The organism is uncultured Lutibacter sp. (assembly GCF_947495725.1).
Lineage (GTDB): Bacteria > Bacteroidota > Bacteroidia > Flavobacteriales > Flavobacteriaceae > Lutibacter.
Genome location: NZ_CANLZZ010000006.1, coordinates 115985 through 133283 on the forward strand (window position 1 = coordinate 115985; position 17299 = coordinate 133283).

Annotated in this window: 10 protein-coding genes; all 10 read left to right on the forward strand. The window is 31.7% G+C overall.

Annotation, left to right across the window (positions count from 1 at the left end; translation table 11 throughout):
* Positions 1-4: 4 nt before the first annotated feature.
* Positions 5-901 (forward strand): flavin reductase family protein, encoded by an 897-nt coding sequence (locus Q0776_RS14265; protein WP_298369629.1) that lies wholly within the window; start codon positions 5-7, stop codon positions 899-901.
* Between the two features lie 83 nt (positions 902-984).
* Positions 985-5043 carry a two-component regulator propeller domain-containing protein gene (locus Q0776_RS14270; protein WP_298369632.1) on the forward strand — a complete coding sequence of 1353 codons (4059 nt, stop codon included), beginning with the start codon at positions 985-987 and terminating at the stop codon, positions 5041-5043.
* 295 nt (positions 5044-5338) lie between these two features.
* Complete coding sequence (locus Q0776_RS14275) at positions 5339-6649, forward strand: trehalase family glycosidase (protein ID WP_298369634.1); 1311 nt, start codon at positions 5339-5341, stop codon at positions 6647-6649.
* Positions 6650-6655: 6 nt separating this feature from the next.
* Positions 6656-8119 (forward strand): sulfatase-like hydrolase/transferase, encoded by a 1464-nt coding sequence (locus tag Q0776_RS14280; protein WP_298369636.1) that lies wholly within the window; start codon positions 6656-6658, stop codon positions 8117-8119.
* 21 nt (positions 8120-8140) lie between these two features.
* A complete protein-coding gene (locus Q0776_RS14285) occupies positions 8141-9661 on the forward strand; it encodes a sulfatase (protein ID WP_298369639.1) in 1521 nt (506 codons plus the stop codon).
* 20 nt (positions 9662-9681) lie between these two features.
* On the forward strand, positions 9682-11202 hold the full coding sequence (locus Q0776_RS14290) for an alpha-L-fucosidase (protein WP_298369640.1): 1521 nt from the start codon (positions 9682-9684) through the stop codon (positions 11200-11202).
* 7 nt (positions 11203-11209) lie between these two features.
* On the forward strand, positions 11210-12637 hold the full coding sequence (locus Q0776_RS14295; protein ID WP_298369642.1) for a sulfatase: 1428 nt from the start codon (positions 11210-11212) through the stop codon (positions 12635-12637).
* A gap of 18 nt (positions 12638-12655) precedes the next feature.
* Positions 12656-14242, forward strand: a complete 1587-nt coding sequence (locus Q0776_RS14300; protein WP_298369644.1) for an arylsulfatase — start codon at positions 12656-12658, stop codon at positions 14240-14242.
* 2 nt (positions 14243-14244) lie between these two features.
* Positions 14245-15699 carry an alpha/beta hydrolase gene (locus tag Q0776_RS14305; protein ID WP_298369646.1) on the forward strand — a complete coding sequence of 485 codons (1455 nt, stop codon included), beginning with the start codon at positions 14245-14247 and terminating at the stop codon, positions 15697-15699.
* Positions 15700-15720: 21 nt separating this feature from the next.
* Complete coding sequence (locus tag Q0776_RS14310) at positions 15721-17286, forward strand: sialate O-acetylesterase (RefSeq protein ID WP_298369648.1); 1566 nt, start codon at positions 15721-15723, stop codon at positions 17284-17286.
* Positions 17287-17299 lie beyond the last annotated feature (13 nt).

Consider the following 17299-nt stretch of genomic DNA (forward strand, 5'->3'; position numbering starts at 1 on the left):
AATTATGAAACAAGTAACTTCCATAGATCCAAATTCAATTTCTACTAAAGAATTGCACAGTATTTTATTAACGGCAATTGCACCTAGACCAATAGCATTTGCAAGTACTGTAAATTTAAAAGGCGAAGTAAATTTAAGTCCGTTTAGTTTTTTTAACGTGTTTAGTTCTAATCCTCCAACGTTAATTTTTTCACCAGCACGTAGAGTTAGAGATAACACTACAAAGCATACTTTACAAAATGTTGAGGCGGTAAAAGAAGTTGTGATTAACATTGTAAATTACCCAATTGTTGAGCAAATGTCTTTAGCTAGTACAGAGTATGAAGAAGGTGTAAACGAGTTTAAAAAAGCCGGATTAACAGAAGGGAAATCGGTAAAAGTGAAACCACCAAGAGTTCTAGAATCACCAGTTTCGTTTGAGTGTGTGGTTGATAATATTATTTCTTTAGGAAATGAAGGCGGAGCAGGAAATTTAGTAATTTGTAAAGTTGTTTACATTCATATTAACAATGAATTTTTAGATGAAAATAATTTATTAGATACCAAAAAATTAGATTTAGTGGCGCGCTTGGGTGGAAGTTGGTATTCTAGAATTACTGAAGATTCTCTTTTTGAAATTCCAAAACCTATAATTTCAAAAGGTATTGGTGTAGATAATTTACCTAAACACATATTTAAAACAGATATTTTGTCTGGAAACAATATTGGAAGATTAGGTAATTATGAGGAAATTCCTTCAGAAGAGGAAATAGAAAAATTTAAAAGTTTACCAGAAATAGCTGAAATGTTAATTGATTTAGATGAAGAAGAAAAGATGGAGCTTATTCATAAAAAGGTAAAATTAAATATAGATAGTGGAGATTTAGATATGGCTATAAAACTTCTTTTTTGTTTTAACTAGTATTTTTTAAAGGCGTTTAATTTTTTAAAGAGTTTACTATTTAGTAAGCTCTTTTTTAATTAAAAAACACGAAATTTACCCTAATGAAAAAATATGCTTTTATATTTCTTTTTTATCTATTAACTTTTGGGTTGAGTGCATCGGAGTTCCACAAATTGACAACTTTAGATGGGCTTTCTCAAAACGATGTTAATTATATTTTTCAGGATTGTAGAGGTTTTATTTGGATTGGTACTAATGACGGATTGAATAGATATGATGGATATAATTTTAAAGTATTTAGAAAAGAACCAAGAGAGCTAGGCGGATTACGAAGTAATATTATAAATTCAATAGTTGAAGACAAACAAGGGAATTTATGGGTAGGTTCACTAGATAACGGTGTTAGTAAATACAATGTTTTAACAAATAAATTTACATCCATTATTAATAAGGATAATAATCCCAAAATTTTTGCTTCAAACGGAAGTTTAAAATTGTTGGCCGATAGTAAAGGGAATATTTGGGTACTAACCAATAAAGGAATTGAAATTATTAATTCTAAAAACAATAAGGTTGAGAGTGTTATTCAAAATAAGCACCTTGTAAATTCTCCACAAACAATTTATGAAGATAAAAGTGGTATTATATGGATTGGTACAGACAATGGACTTTTAAAATTGAACCCAAAAACATTTGAATTAGAAAAAGAGTTTAAGTTAGGAACATCTGTGATTTATATTTCGCAGTGGGATAATAATTTAATTTTTTCCAATAATGATGGCGTTTATCAATTTAACGAAAAAGAGAGTAGTGCACATAAAATATCAAATGTTATTGGTGGAAAATCAATCTTTGTAGATGATAATAACTTGTGGGTCGCTTCTTTTAAAAAGGGAATTTTTGTTTACAATTTATCAAATGAAAATACAATTTCGGCTAGTTCAAATAGTATAAAATGGAATTCGAGAAAGAATGATTTTATGAACTATAATGTTTCATCCTTATTAAAAGATAATTCAGGATTAATTTGGATAGGTACAAGTGGTGGAGGTGTTGAAGTTTACAATCCAAAAGGTCAATTTTTTAAACATTATACAGCAACAAAAAATAAAGGTAGTTTATCTCATAAAACAGTTAGATCGGTTTTAGAAGATAATTATCAGAACTTGTGGATTGGAACTGAAAATGGAGGATTGAATTTCCTTCCAAAAGAACATAAGAATGATTATAATAAAGGTTTTATTTCAATTTTACCCAACCATAGCTTTGTTACGGTGTTAAGCCTTGATAAAAAAAATGATAGAGTTTGGGTAGGTTTACCTGCTGGAATCAAAATATTTAGTGCTAAAACAGGTGAAGAAATTTATTTACCTAAGAATAGTTTTAATGGAATAAACGCTGTTTTTTCAATATTAATTGATAGTAAAGGGGTTGTTTGGGTAGGAACCTACGGCAAAGGGTTGTGGCGATTAAAATTGGATAAAAATGGAAACTATTTAAAAACTCAATTTATTGCTGAAGGAAAAAATAATTCATTGTCTGCAAATATTGTAAGAAGTATTTTAGAAGATAAAAACGGTAATATTTGGGTTGGAACTTCTGCAGGTTTAAACAAAATTAAGTTTGAAGATAAATTAAAAGAAGAACCTAATTTTGTAGTTTATAAAAATGATATTAATAACCCTAAAAGCATAAGCCATAATTATATTTTGCCCTTATTTGAATCTTCAAAAGGAGATTTATGGATTGGTACTTTGGGTGGTGGTTTAAATAAATTATGTGAAGGCGAAAATGGAATTCATTATTTTGAAACAATAACAACAAATAATGGTTTACCAAACAATGCAATAAAAGGCATTTTAGAAGATGAAAAAGGAAATTTATGGATTTCTACAAATAAAGGAATCAGTCGCTTTAATCCGGAAAATAAAAGCATTCGAAATTTTGGTGTAAGCGATGGCTTACAAGATTTTGAGTTTAGAGATTTTGCTTGTTACAAGCGTGCATCTGGAGAAATGATTTTTGGTGGAGTTAACGGATTCAATACATTTTTTCCGAATAAAATATCGCTTGATACAACTATTAATAAAGTTGTTTTTACAGATCTTGAAATTCTAAATCAACCAATTGGAGTAGGCGATGAGTATAAAGGCAGAGTTATTTTAAATCAATCTATTAATAGTTTAGATGTATTAGAACTAAAATACCAAGAAAACAGTTTTACCATTTATTTTTCAGGCTTGCATTATGCTTCGCCAAGTAAAAATCAATACAAATACAAACTAGAAGGTTTTGATGATGCTTGGGTTTCAGTAAATTCGAATACTCGATTTGCGAAATACACAAATTTAAATTCAGGAAAATATACCTTAAATGTAATTGCTTCAAATAGCGATGGACATTGGAGTACAAACCCAAAATCAATTACAATAACTGTAAAATCACCGTGGTATTATTCGGGTTTTGCAATAGTTATTTACGTAATGTTATTTGCGTTGGCGTTGTGGTTTTTTAGGCGTTTTACCATAATAGGTGTGCAACGAAAAAGTAAGCTAGAAATGGAAAGTTTTGAGAAAGAAAAAATTCAAAATCTTTCACAAATGAAACTTCAGTTTTTTACAAATATTTCGCACGAGTTTAGAACGCCTTTAACCTTAATATTAGGCCCTATTTCTAAATTGTTGAAAGAGAAAAAAACAATGTCAGATAATAAAGTAGCTGAGAATTATGAAATTATTCATCGGAATGCGAATAATCTTCAACGATTAATTACCCAATTAATGGATTTTAGAAAGTTTGAACAAGGTAAAATAAACATAAAAGCAAGTGAAGGAAATCTAATTGGGTTTATTCAAAAAATAATGACTTCATTCAATTTTATTGCTGAACAAAAAGAAATTGAATTTACACTTAAGCACAAAACATCAAATTTACCATTATGGTTTGATGCCGATAAACTTGAAAAAGTATTGATGAATTTATTATCCAATGCTTTTAAATTTACAAACAGAAACGGAAGTATTACAATTAAAGTTGAAGAAGATAATAATAATGTTTTTATTTCTGTAGAAGACAATGGTATTGGTATTTCAAAAGAAAAACAGGAGTTTGTATTCAATAGGTTTTTTCAAGCAGATAAAATTGATGATAAAGTTGAAGGAACCGGAATCGGTTTGTCCTATTCCAAAGGTTTGGTTGAAATGCATCACGGTAAAATTCAGTTAATTAGTGAAGAGCAAAAAGGAACCAAATTTATTGTAACTTTATTAAAAGGAAAAAAACATTTTAGCGATAAAGAGTTATTAGAGAAAGATAGTTATTCTCAGTTCAATGTTCCTGTAGAGGTTGAAAAAGAAGAAGTAAACTTCATAAGTGAAGCTGAAAATGAAAATAACATTAAAAAGCAAACACTACTTATAGTTGAAGATAATATTGAATTGCGAAAGTTTGTAGTGAATAGCTTAAGTAGTAGGTATACAATTTTTGAAGCTGAAAATGGAGAAGAAGGTATTGAACAATGTAAAAAACATTTCCCAGATTTAATTATTAGCGATGTTATGATGCCTAAAATGGATGGCTTTGAAATGTGTAAAACCATTAAAACCACTATAGATTTAAGTCACATTCCTATCATACTATTAACAGCAAAAACAAGTTCAGATAATAAAGTAAAAGGTTATAGTTTAGGCGCAAATGCATATGTTGAAAAACCATTTAATTTAGAAGTTTTAAAAGCTCAAATAGAAACTTTAATTAAAAATAAAGAATTACTTCAGCAAAAATTTAAAAGCACTTTAGAGATAGAACCTTCTGAATTTTCTACAACAAAAGTTGATGATAAATTATTGACTAAAATTCTTGAAATTGTTGAGTCTAAAATTACAGATGAAGTATTAACCGTACAATTTATTGCTTCAGAATGTGGAATGACACAAACTGTATTAAATAAAAAATTAAAAGCATTAACGGGCAAAACTTCCGCTGCTTTTATTAGGTCAATCCGATTAAAAAGAGCCGCAAAATTACTTTCAACAGGAAGATATTCTGTAAGTGATGTAACCTACGAAGTTGGCTTTACCGATTTAAAATATTTTAGAAACTGCTTTAAAAATGAGTTCTCAGTTTCACCTTCAGAATATAAAAAGAAAGCTATTCAGTAATTTCAGTTTTCATTAGCGTTTATAGTATTCAAACTAGCGCAGAATAGAAAACACCCCTGCCTTTTAAACAATTTTATCCCCTGTTTTTTGGTAAACTTATAGTTAATTTAGCTAGAGATAGAAGGTGTAATTCCTATGGTCTATCTAAATATTTGAATAAGATTTATTCTTTTTTGAATTTAATCTAAACATATTAAAAATAGAACATTTGATTAATTATTTACCACATATGGGTACTTAATTTTTTGTACTAAAAAATGAACCTAAATTGTAGAAGCACAAAAACCAAATAAATATGAAATACAAGTTTTCAATAATTTTTGCATTAGCAATATTATTCTTTTTCGGAAATGTAAATGCACAAAAAAAGAAGTCAGTAGAAATTCCAATTAACAAAAAATTTGATACCAATTCTATCATCTTAAAAACAAGATTAAGGGAACTAAATAAAGATATTGAATCTTACGGAATTTTATTAGATACTGTTATTACAAATAAAAAATTGTTAACGGGATATAGATACGAGCAATTTTACGATTGGGATTTATATTTCGAGAATATCTACATGTCTTACTATGGAATTTCAAAATACAACTTCGATAATTTAGAAGGCTTTTTTGCAATACAACATCCTGATGGTTTTATAAAACGTTCATTTGGTCCAAAAAACTTTGGAGCCGACCATCATTTTAAACCTTTTATTGCGCAAATAATTGTGTTGGGTTCTCGCCAAACTGGAAATTGGGAATGGGCAAAAAAATATTACGAAAAAACACAATTGTATTTAAAACATTGGTTTGAATACGATACAGATAAAAATGGTTTAGCATATTGGTCTGGACAACAAAAAGGAAGTTGGTCTGGTGCTGCAGATCATAGTGGAATGGATAATCAAAACACACGTACTTTAGGTTTAAGCGAAGGTGTAGATTTAAACTGTTACTTGGTTCGTGAATTACAAGCAATGGCTGTAATTGCTAAAAAAATAGGGAAGAAGAAAGATGTTAAAGGCTATTTAGCCCACGTCGAAAAATTAAAAAAATTAATTAATGAACATCTTTGGGATGAAAAATCAGGTTTTTATTATGATAGAAATGAGGAAAACGGAAAAACAACTTATGTAAAGTCCGTTTCGTGTTTTACGCCAATTTGGGCAGGAGTTGCTTCAAAAGAACAAGTAAAACGTATGGTTGAGGAACATTTAAAAAATCCAAAGGAGTTTTGGACAAAGTTTCCTGTTCCTGGTTACGCATTAACAGAACCAGATTACCGTCAAAATTATCAAGGTCAAAAAGGGTGTAACTGGAAAGGTTCAACTTGGATACCTACAAATTATATGATTTGTCACGGGTTAACCGATTATGGTTATAAAGATTTAGCAAAAGAGATTGCTCACAAAACCTATAATCTGGTATTAAATAATAAAAGTACACGTGAGTTTTTTAATGCTGAAACAGGTGAAGGTTTAGGTATGAATCCATTTTTTGGCTGGTCTTCATTAGCTTATTATTTACCGTTGGAATTAGAATTAAACTACAATCCAATGGATTTAAAAGAGAAAAATATTCAAAAGTTAAGTGAAAAAATTGGAGTTAATTTTAAATAAAATATAATGATTTTTAAAGTGTTTAAGTTATTCGTTTTGGTAGTTGTTATTTCGGTTGAATTTATTTCAGCTCAAAATAAAGTAACAAAACGTCCAAATATAATTATAATTAATGCCGATGATTTAGGTTATGGAGACCCAAGTTGTTACGGTGGAAAATTATTTGAAACCAAAAATATTGATCGTCTTGCAAAAGAAGGAATCAAATTTACAAATGGTTATGTGTCGTCATCGGTGTGTTCGCCAAGTCGTCACGGATTATTAACAGGTGCATATCAAACACGTTTTGGAGTACAATGGAATCACGATACGTATGGCTTGCCTGGTCAAAAAGATAAAAAGCGTAAATCATTAATTCCAAGTGAGCATCGTTATATCAACCAAGCATTTTCTGAAGCAGGTTATATTACTGCAATGGCTGGTAAAATTGGTATTCCAACCTATCCAGAAACAACTTTCGATCACGAGTTTTCTTTAACTTCAGCAGGATGTAATTATTTTCCAGATAAAACTGGAGGTTATGGAGGAGTTGATGGTCATCCAAAACCAAAAGGAGGTTGGACTATGACACAATGGGGACCAGATAGAAAGGGCGAGGAATATATAACAGACAGATGTGGAAGACAAACAATTGAGTTTATTGAAGCTAATAAAAACAAAGAGAATCCATTCTTTTTCTATTTAGCTTTTAATGCTCCACATACACCTTTGCAAGCTAAAAAAGTTGATAGAAAACGTGTTAAACATATCAAATCTGAATCAATGAAATTGTATGCTGCAATGGTGTTGGCAATTGATGATAATGTTGGAAAAATTTTAGATTATTTAGATAAAGAAGGATTGCGAGAAAATACAATTGTAGTATTTTTAAGTGATAATGGGCCTATGAACCCTATTCATTTTCAAGAACCTGATTGGTGGCCAGACAATTCACCATATCATATTATGGGACAACGCGGTGGACTTTCAGGGTACAAAGGAATTTTTAGAGAAGCCGGTATTCGTATTCCTTATATAATGAGTTGGCCAGGGCATTTAGAACAAAATACTACTTATGAAAAAACAGTAAGTACTTTAGATTTATATCCAACGTTATGTTCTGCAGCAAATGTAAAATTACCTAAAATTACCCATTTAGATGGCGTAAATATTTTACCTTATTTACAAGGAGGTTATACGAATGAAGAACCACACGATTATTTATTTTGGTATGCAAATCGAATGGGTGCTGTAAGAAGTGGAAAATGGAAATTATACATTGAGGATAACAAGCATTATTTATTCGATTTAGAAAATGATGTATCTGAAACTACAAATGTAAGTCGAGAAAATCCTGAAGCGATGCAAGACTTGTTTGGGGCTTTTATTGCTCATAGAAATGAAATGCCACCATTAAGAAATCCGTTTATTAGACCAATTGATCTTCCTTCAGATGCTGTTAAAAATTTGCATCCTGTAGATCCGAAGTAATAATTATAATACTTAAAACAAATGCATAAAAGTAAAATCATTTTACTTCTGTTAAGTGTAATAGCACTAAATACTAGTTGTCAATCTAAAAAGGTTGAAAAAAAACCAAACATTCTATTTTGTATTGCAGATGATGTAAGTTTTATTCATACTTCAATAAATGGAACTGCAGAATTAAGTACACCAAATTTTGATAGAGTTGCAAATAGTGGTGTTTTGTTTAACAATGCCTATTGTAATGTGTCATCTTGTGCGCCATCAAGAGCTTCAATTTTAACAGGAAAAAACATTTGGGAATTAGAAGAGGGCGGATTGCTTTTTGGTGGTCTGAAAAAAGAATATCCTACTTTTTCAACGGCATTAAAAAATATTGGTTATGCTACAGGCTATAGCGGAAAAGGCTATATGCCCGCAAGTCACAAAGAACCATATCAAGCACAACCTTTGGCTCCAGAGTATAATAAGATAAGAAATAAAGTTCCGCAGTTTATGTCTAATAAAGATTATGCTGGGAATTTTGATGAATTTTTGTCTAAAAAAGACAAAGGTGCTCCTTTCTTTTTCTGGTATGGATCTCACGAAGCACACAGAAAATACAATCCTGGAATTGGAGTAAAATCAGGGAAAGATATTTCTAAAATTAAAGTACCCGGATTTTTACCTGATAATGATTTGGTGAGAAGTGATATGGCCGATTATTTTTATGAAATTGAATGGTTTGATACACATTTAGGAAGAATGATTAAAACTTTGGAAGAAGCTGGAGAACTAGAAAATACTATAATCATTGTAACTGCAGATAATGGTATGCCGTTTCCAAGAGCAAAAAGCACGTGTTACGATTATGGAACGCATATGCCTTTAGCAATTTGTTGGGGAAATAAAATTAAAGGAGGTGCCAAAGTAGATGATTTTGTAAACTTCACAGATTTTGCTCCAACATTACTGGAAGCCGTAGGTCTTGAAATTCCAAAAGGAACAACAGGAAAAAGTTTTTTAGATGTTTTGTTTTCAGGTAAAAGCGGTCAAGTAGATGCTAAACGAGATAGAGTTTTTACAGCATTAGAACGTCACGCATATTGTAGACCTGAAGGTTTAGGCTATCCAATACGAACTATAAGAAAAGGAGATTGGTTGTATATCATAAATTTTGAACCAGAAAGATATCCTGCAGGAAATGCAGATTTTGATTCTGTTCATCAAGGATTTTATGGGGAAATTGATGCAGGTGCAACAAGAACTTATTTAATTGAAAACAAAGACAACGATTCGGTAAAATATTATGCTGATTTAAGTTTAAAAAGACGCCCGGAAGTTGAATTATTTAATGTGAAAGAAGATCCTTATAACCTTCATAATTTAGCTTCAGAAGAAAAATATGCGGATTTATGTAAAGAGTTAAAAGCTGAACTTTTTGAGTATTTAACAGAAACTGGAGATCCTAGAATGAAAGGTGAAAACCCTTGGGATAACTATCCATATTACTTCAAAGGGTTAGAAACAAAGCATTTAAAGCCAATAGGCGAACGAGATAAAAATTAAGAATATTACAAAACAATATAATGATGAGAAATAGAATATTGATAGTTTTAGTAGCAATTATTGCTACAGTTACTTTAACCAACGCACAAGAAAAATTTAAGCCAGAATGGGAGAGTTTAAAAAAGCATAAAGTAACACCAGAGTGGTTTGCCGATGCTAAATTGGGAGTTTATTTTCACTGGGGAGTTTACAATGTTCCAGCAAATGGAAATGAATGGTATGGTAGATTTATGTACGAGAAAGACCGTAGAAAAACTTGGGGAAAAGATATTTATGATTACCACACAAAAACATATGGTAGAGATGTACATTACCACGATTTTATTCCGCAATGGAAAGCTGAAAAATTTTCAGCAAAACGTTGGGTTGATATGTTCGAAAATATGGGAGCTAAATTTATTGGAACCATTGCCGAACATCACGATGGGTTTTCATTATGGGAAAGTAAAGTGAACCCTTGGAATTCAAAAGATAAAGGGCCTAAAATTGATGTTGTAAAACAAATTGCTAAAGAAGTAAAAAGTCGTGATTTAAAATTTATGACAACTTTTCACCACGGTTTTCATATGATGTTTTTTCCAAAAAAAGAAAACAGTGCACTTCGTCCATTAAGTGAGCACAACGCGGTTTATAAAAATCCTGAAGTTCCACAAGATCCAAAGTATCGTGCACTTTACGGAACAATGTCTTATAAAGAAGAATGTGATATTTGGTTAGGAAAATTAGATGAAGTAATAGAAGAATATTGTCCAGATTATATTTGGATGGACTTTGCTCAAGGGTATGTGCAAGAAAATTACCGTCAGCAATTTTTGGCTAATTATTTTAATAAAGCACAAGAATTAAACAAAGAAGTTGTAGTAAATACAAAGGGAGACTTTTTCCCTACAGATTTGGCCGTTGTAAATGTAGAGCGAGCTACAATGGAAGATATTACACCATTTGTTTGGGTAACAGATTTTCAATTAGGAAGTTCTTGGGGATACAACAAAGACAAACGTACCGCTTTAGATCCTAAAAAAGCAATTAGAATTCTTGCTGAAGTAGTTAGTAAAAATGGCGTTATGATTTTAGCTGCAGCTCCAATGGCAGAAGGTGTAATTCCAATTGAACAAGCACAAGCAATGGAAGGTATAGGTGCTTGGTTAAATTTATATGGAGAATCTATATACAACACAAGACCTTTTGTTGAATTTGGACAAGGACCAACGGAATTGAAGAGAAATCCTAATGATAATTGGAATGCTTATGGTTCTATTAAAGCAGGTTTAAATAGCTTAAATAGTCAAGATGTTCGTTATACAAAAAATGGTAAAAATGTATATGCAATTCAATTAGGTTGGCCAGGTTCTAAAAAAGAAATTACACTAAAAACTTTTGCAGGAAAAGCCAAGGACTTAAAAATTAGATCTATTTCTGTTCTAGGTTCAAAAGAAAGAATTAAATGGAAAAAAACTTCAAAAGGATTGGTAGTTACTTCACCAAAAAACAAACCTGCTGAAGGTGATGCAGCTATAGTTTATAAAATTAAACTAAAATAATTGTATTATGAAATATAGCATCCAAATTTTTATTTTTTGTTGTTTTCTAGGGCTGAAGACACTTATCGCACAGGAGCAACCTAATTTCATCATCATTTTTACAGATGATCAAGGGTATGAAGATTTGAGTTGTTTTGGCTCAAATAAATTAAAGACACCAAACATTGATAAAATGGCTGATGAAGGTGTGAAATTGACAAGTTTTTATGTAGCTTCTTCGGTTTGTTCGCCTTCAAGAGCCGCTTTGTTAACTGGTAGAATGCCAAAAAGAGTTGGTATTCCAGGTGTTTTATTTCCGAAGAAAAATGAAAAAGGATTGCCAACTGAAGAAATTACAATTGCAGAATTGTTGAAAGAAAAAAATTATGCAACAGCATTGGTGGGTAAATGGCATTTAGGTCACGATAAGAAGTATTTACCTTTAAATCAGGGTTTTGATTCTTACTTTGGAATTCCTTATAGTAATAATATGTCTATAGCATCAGGCATTGATATTTCCCCAAACATTGTTTTAAATGATGGTTATACGTTAGAAAAAATGCATTCAGATATGCAATTGGTGGATGCTTCTGGAAACAAAGAGGCTAAAAAGAGTTTAAAAGATAAACCGCCTTTAATGCGAGGAAATGAAATAGTTGAATATCCAACTAATCAAACTACGTTAACAGAACGATACACAAACGAAGCCGTTTCATTTATTAAAAACCATAAAGAAAAACCATTCTTTTTGTATGTAGCACATTCATTTCCACACGTTCCAATTTTTGTTGGCGATAAATTTAAAGGTTCAAGTGGAACAACACCGTTTTACGATGCTGTTCAGGAAATTGATTGGAGTGTTGGAGAAGTTTTCAAAGCTTTAAAAGAAAACGGATTGTATGAAAATACCATCGTTATTTTTACTTCAGACAATGGTCCAAATAGTCATGGTTCAGCAAAACCATTAAAAGGAAGAAAATTTGATACTTATGAAGGAGGACAAAGAGTACCTGCAATTTTCTGGGCTCCAAATAAAGTGAAAGGTGGTGTTGTAAGTGATGAGATTGTTTCTTCATTAGACATTTTTCCAACTATAGCAAAATATGCAGGAATTTCTATACCAAAAGATAGAGTTTTTGACGGATATAATATTTCAAAATTTTTAGAAGGAAAATCAAAAAAATCACCTCGAAAAGAAATGTATTTCTATGGATCAAACTCGACTAAAATTGATGGTGTTCGTTTAGGTGATTGGAAATATTTAATTGAAGGTTATAGAAAAGCTTCTTGGCGAAAACTTACAGAAGAAGATACTAAAATTAAGCTGTACAATTTAAAAGAAGACAAGTCTGAATCTAAAAATCTAATAGACTTAAATGCTAAACAAGCAAAAAAACTGTTGAAAAAAATGCAGTGGTTTGATGCCGAATTAGAAAAAAACATTTCAAAAAAGTAAAATTTTAAGACTCACATTATGAAGCGTAAGCTGAATATTTTATTACTACTGTTGGCAATTCAATTATATGCTCAAAAACAACCCAATATTGTTTTAATAATGGCAGATGATATGGGTTTTTCAGATATTGGTTGTTACGGTGGAGAAATTAAAACGCCAAACTTAGACAAACTTGCTGAAAATGGAGTTCGATTTACTCAATTTTACAATAATGCTAGATGCTGCCCAACACGTGCGGCATTGTTAACAGGTTTGTATCCACATCAAGTAGGAGTTGGCGGTATGGTTGGTCACGGTTATGGAGATTTGAATAATAAATGTGTAACAATTGCAGAAGCATTAAAAACAAATGGCTATGCAACGTATATGACAGGTAAATGGCATGTGGCGGATTCTAATACAAACGATGATATTCATAACTGGCCAATTCAACGTGGTTTTGATAAATTTTACGGAACCATAAAAGGTGTAGGAAGCTATTTTGATCCTTATACATTAACAAATAATAATGAAAATGTTAAGCTAAAACCAGATGATAAATTCTATTACACCGATGCTATATCTGATTCTACAGTAACTTTTCTAGATCAACATTTTAAAGAAAAAGCAAATAAGCCATTTTTCTTTTATGTGGCGTACACTGCTCCACATTGGCCTTTGCACGCTTTAGAAAAAGACATTGCAAAATATGAAGGTGTTTTTGATAAAGGTTGGGATGTTTTAAGAGAGGAACGTTTGGTAAGAATGAAAAAAATGGGAATTATTCCTAAAAACACCAAACTTAGTCAGCGAGACTTTAGAGCTACAGAATGGAATTCTGTTGAAAACAAAGAATGGGAAATCCAACGTATGAAAACTTATGTAGCTCAAATTGATAATATGGACCAAGGAATTGGAAGAATTATTGACAAGTTGAAAAAGGAAGGCGAGTTTGAAAATACACTAATTATATTTTTATCGGATAATGGAGGCTGTGCCGAAACATTACAAGGTGTTGAAAAATGGGTGAGTGAAAAAGAAGTTACTGTTACTTTAAAAGGAGAAAAAGTTACTCCAGGAAATGTCCCAAATCTTATGTCTGGACCAGCAACTACGTATATGAGTTATGGCGAATCTTGGGCTAATTTAAGTAATACACCTTATCGAAAATTCAAGAAATCTGGTCACGAAGGTGGTGTAGCAACACCATTTATTATGCATTGGCCCAAAAAGCTTAAAAAAAAGAATGTTTTAATAAAAGATGTTGCTAGTATTATAGATGTATTGCCAACCATTGTTGAGATATCAAATACTAGTTATCCACTTTCATATAACGGAAATAAAATTCAACCGATGGAAGGCTTAAGTTTAATGCCTGTATTTAAAGGTAGGAACTTAGATCGCAATGAATGGTTTATGGAACACGGATCCAATAAAGCATACCGAAAAGGAAACTGGAAAATTGCTTGGTCTAAAGATAAAGATGGAAAAAAGTGGGAGCTTTTCAATTTAAAAAAAGATCCAACAGAACAGAATGATTTAGCAGTAAAATATCCAAAAAGACTTTCAGAAATGAAAGCGAGATGGTTTGAATGGGGGAAGAGAGTTAAAGTTGTAAAAAAATAAATATGAAGCTAAAAAATAGATATTCAATTAAGGGAAATAGTTTAATGTTTCTTGTTTTATTGGTGAGTAATTTACTTTTTTTTACGGTAGTTTCGGCTCAAGGTGAAGACCAAAATTGGCATCTACCTGATTTGTCTGAAAAGTTTAAATCTCACCCTAAAGGAATTTTTGTAGAGTTGGCCGACTCAATTCCAATTCGAGGAACTTTATATAGAATCCGAGTACCTAAAAATTGGAATGGAATTTTACTTAGTGATTTAGATTATTATAAATCTGCAGATTCTCAACGTAATGTAAAACTCTTAGAAATGGGGTATGCTTTATCAGGAACAAAAAGGCGCCCAGGTAGAATGAAAGCATACGATCCTGCTCATGAAATACATGATATAATTTCTGTGTTAGATATATTTGAAGCTAATTTTGGAAAACCTTTAAAAACTATTCAAATAGGTTGCTCAGGTGGTGGAACTGTTACTATTGCAATGGCTGAAATTCATCCAGACAGAATAGACGGTACAATTGCATTGTGTGGAGCAACAAGTCCTTGGATGGCAAATACGCATTTAGATGCATTATTTGTTTTAAAGGCACTTTTGGCACCTGAACTTCCTATTTTAGAGATTCCTCTTAAAGGTGCTGAAATGCAGAGAATCGCAAAAGATTGGGAAAACGTGGTGAAAGCTGCGCAAAAAACTCCAGAAGGTCGTGCTAGAATTGCTCTGGCAATAACAATTGGACAATGGCAAGCTTGGGGAGGAAAAGGAGAAGCACCTGTTCCAAACCCAAATTTGAATAATACTATAGAATTACAAAATAGCATGTATGAAAGTTTGGTTCGTCTTTTACCAAATAGAGGAACTTTTGGAACTACAATGATTGAACTTGCTGCACCAGGACAAATAAAAGGAAATACAGGTGTAGATTATAGAGAATTTTATGAAAACGGTAATGAGTTGTATAAAAAAACTGTTGAAGATTTATACAAGAAAGCTGGAATTAGCCTAAAAAGCGATATTAAAAAAGTAAATAACTTTCCTAGGATTAAAGCAGATGCTTCAGCAAAAAAATGGTGGAGTAAACCTGGTCGTACTCATATTGGAGAGCCTAAAATTCCATTTTTACGATTGAGTACTAGTGGAGATGGTTTAGTATATCCATCAATGGTTAAAGGTTATGAAGATTTAGTGGTTAAAAATGGATATTCAAAACTTTTTCGCAGTGCTTATGTAAATCGTTGGGGACATTGCACATTTTCTGTTGGGGAATGGCTGGCAGCTATTGAAACGGTGAAGCAACGAATAGAAAAAGGAGTTTGGCCAAATACAGAGCCTAATGAACTTAACAAGTTAGCCAAAAAATTAGATCCTAATTCAAAGGCTGAATATTTTGAATTCAAAACAGTAAAAAAATATAATCGTACTTGGGTGCCAGGCATTAATGACTTTATAGGCGAATAATAATAAACAAAATTTTAAGTAATGAAAAAACAATTAATATTCGTATTTCTTTTTTGTATAAGTACTATTGTACTTCATGCAGAAGTTAAGGTAGCCAATGTTTTTGGTAGCCATATGGTGTTACAACGTCATCAACAAAATCCAATTTGGGGAACTGCGAATGTTGGGGAGAAAATAACGGTGTCAATTGCAGGTCAGTTGCATAAAACGGTTGCCAATCACAAAGGTGAATGGCGAATTCAATTAGATGCTATGAAAGCTGGTGGACCTTATAAAATGGTTGTTGAAGGAGAGAATAAAATTGTTTTTGAAGATATTCTTATTGGTGAAGTGTGGATATGTACAGGGCAATCTAATATGCAATGGAGTGTAGAAAATTCTAATCATGCTGAGCTTGAAATGCTTTCCGCAAACTATCCTAAAATACGACTTATGAGTATTCCTTTAGTTGGTGTTTCAGAACCTCAATCAGATATTGAGAAAACAGATTGGGTTACTTGCACTTCAGAAACAATTCCAAAGTTTTCAGCTGCAGGTTATTTTTTTGGAAGAAGATTACATCAAATTTTAGATGTTCCTATAGGATTGATAAATGCGTCTTGGGGAGCATCTTCCTTAGAATCTTGGATTCCAAGAGATGCTATTGAAAAAAAGTACAAGCATAAAGAGTTTTTAGAAGATTGGGATTGGAGGATTAATCAATTTACAGATCAAATGTTAATTGATTATACTAAAGAATATAAGGCTTGGGAAAAAGCAGGAAAACCTGGGCAAAAAATGCGTCCTCCTAGAGATATTAGAATTGGACAAAATAGACCTGCAAATGCATATAATGGAGTAATTCACCCAATTATAGGTTATGGTATTAAAGGTTCAATTTGGTGTCAAGGTGAAAGTAACCTTGGGCGTGGTGATCAATACAGTGATTTATTTCCAATAATGATTAATTCGTGGAGAGAACGTTGGAAACAAGGCGATTTTCCTTTTTATTGGATTCAAATTGCAAGTATGAAAGAGCCAGACATAGAACCAACAGAGAGTTCTTGGGCCGAATTGCGTGAAGGAATGTCAAAAACCTTATCGTTACCAAACACAGGAGAAGTAATTTCTATGGATGTAGGTGAAGGAAATGATATTCATTATAGAAACAAGCAAGAAATGGGTAATCGTCTTGCCCGTTTAGCTTTAGATGATACTTATAATTTTAAAATTGAAGGTAGAAGTCCTCGATATAATTCAATGGAAATTCAAGGAAACAAAATAACTATCCAATTTGATAATATAGATCAAGGTTTATATGCCTTTAGTTCTAGTATTGTGAAAGGGTTTTCAATTGCTGGAGAAAATCAAAAATTTGTTTGGGCAGATGCTAAAATTATTGGTAAAAATAAAGTTGAGGTGAGTTCAGTTGGAATTAAAAACCCAGTGGCAGTAAGATACGCTTGGTCTAACAAGCCTGTTTCAAATTTAATAGATAGAAATGGATTGCCAGTTGCTTGTTTTAGAACGGATAAGTGGCCAATTCCTTCCGAAGGTAAAGTTTTAGCACAGAAACGTTATAAGTATCCTAATTCAAAAAAAGATTAAAGCAGCTGAGCAT

Excerpts from the sequence above, each read along its gene's own strand:
- Q0776_RS14265 (WP_298369629.1), top strand. The coding sequence starts at position 5 with ATGAAACAAGTAACTTCCATAGATCCAAATTCAATTTCTACTAAAGAA.
- Q0776_RS14270 (WP_298369632.1), top strand. The coding sequence starts at position 985 with ATGAAAAAATATGCTTTTATATTTCTTTTTTATCTATTAACTTTTGGG.
- Q0776_RS14275 (WP_298369634.1), top strand. The coding sequence starts at position 5,339 with ATGAAATACAAGTTTTCAATAATTTTTGCATTAGCAATATTATTCTTT.
- Q0776_RS14280 (WP_298369636.1), top strand. The coding sequence starts at position 6,656 with ATGATTTTTAAAGTGTTTAAGTTATTCGTTTTGGTAGTTGTTATTTCG.
- Q0776_RS14285 (WP_298369639.1), top strand. The coding sequence starts at position 8,141 with ATGCATAAAAGTAAAATCATTTTACTTCTGTTAAGTGTAATAGCACTA.
- Q0776_RS14290 (WP_298369640.1), top strand. The coding sequence starts at position 9,682 with ATGATGAGAAATAGAATATTGATAGTTTTAGTAGCAATTATTGCTACA.
- Q0776_RS14295 (WP_298369642.1), top strand. The coding sequence starts at position 11,210 with ATGAAATATAGCATCCAAATTTTTATTTTTTGTTGTTTTCTAGGGCTG.
- Q0776_RS14300 (WP_298369644.1), top strand. The coding sequence starts at position 12,656 with ATGAAGCGTAAGCTGAATATTTTATTACTACTGTTGGCAATTCAATTA.
- Q0776_RS14305 (WP_298369646.1), top strand. The coding sequence starts at position 14,245 with ATGAAGCTAAAAAATAGATATTCAATTAAGGGAAATAGTTTAATGTTT.
- Q0776_RS14310 (WP_298369648.1), top strand. The coding sequence starts at position 15,721 with ATGAAAAAACAATTAATATTCGTATTTCTTTTTTGTATAAGTACTATT.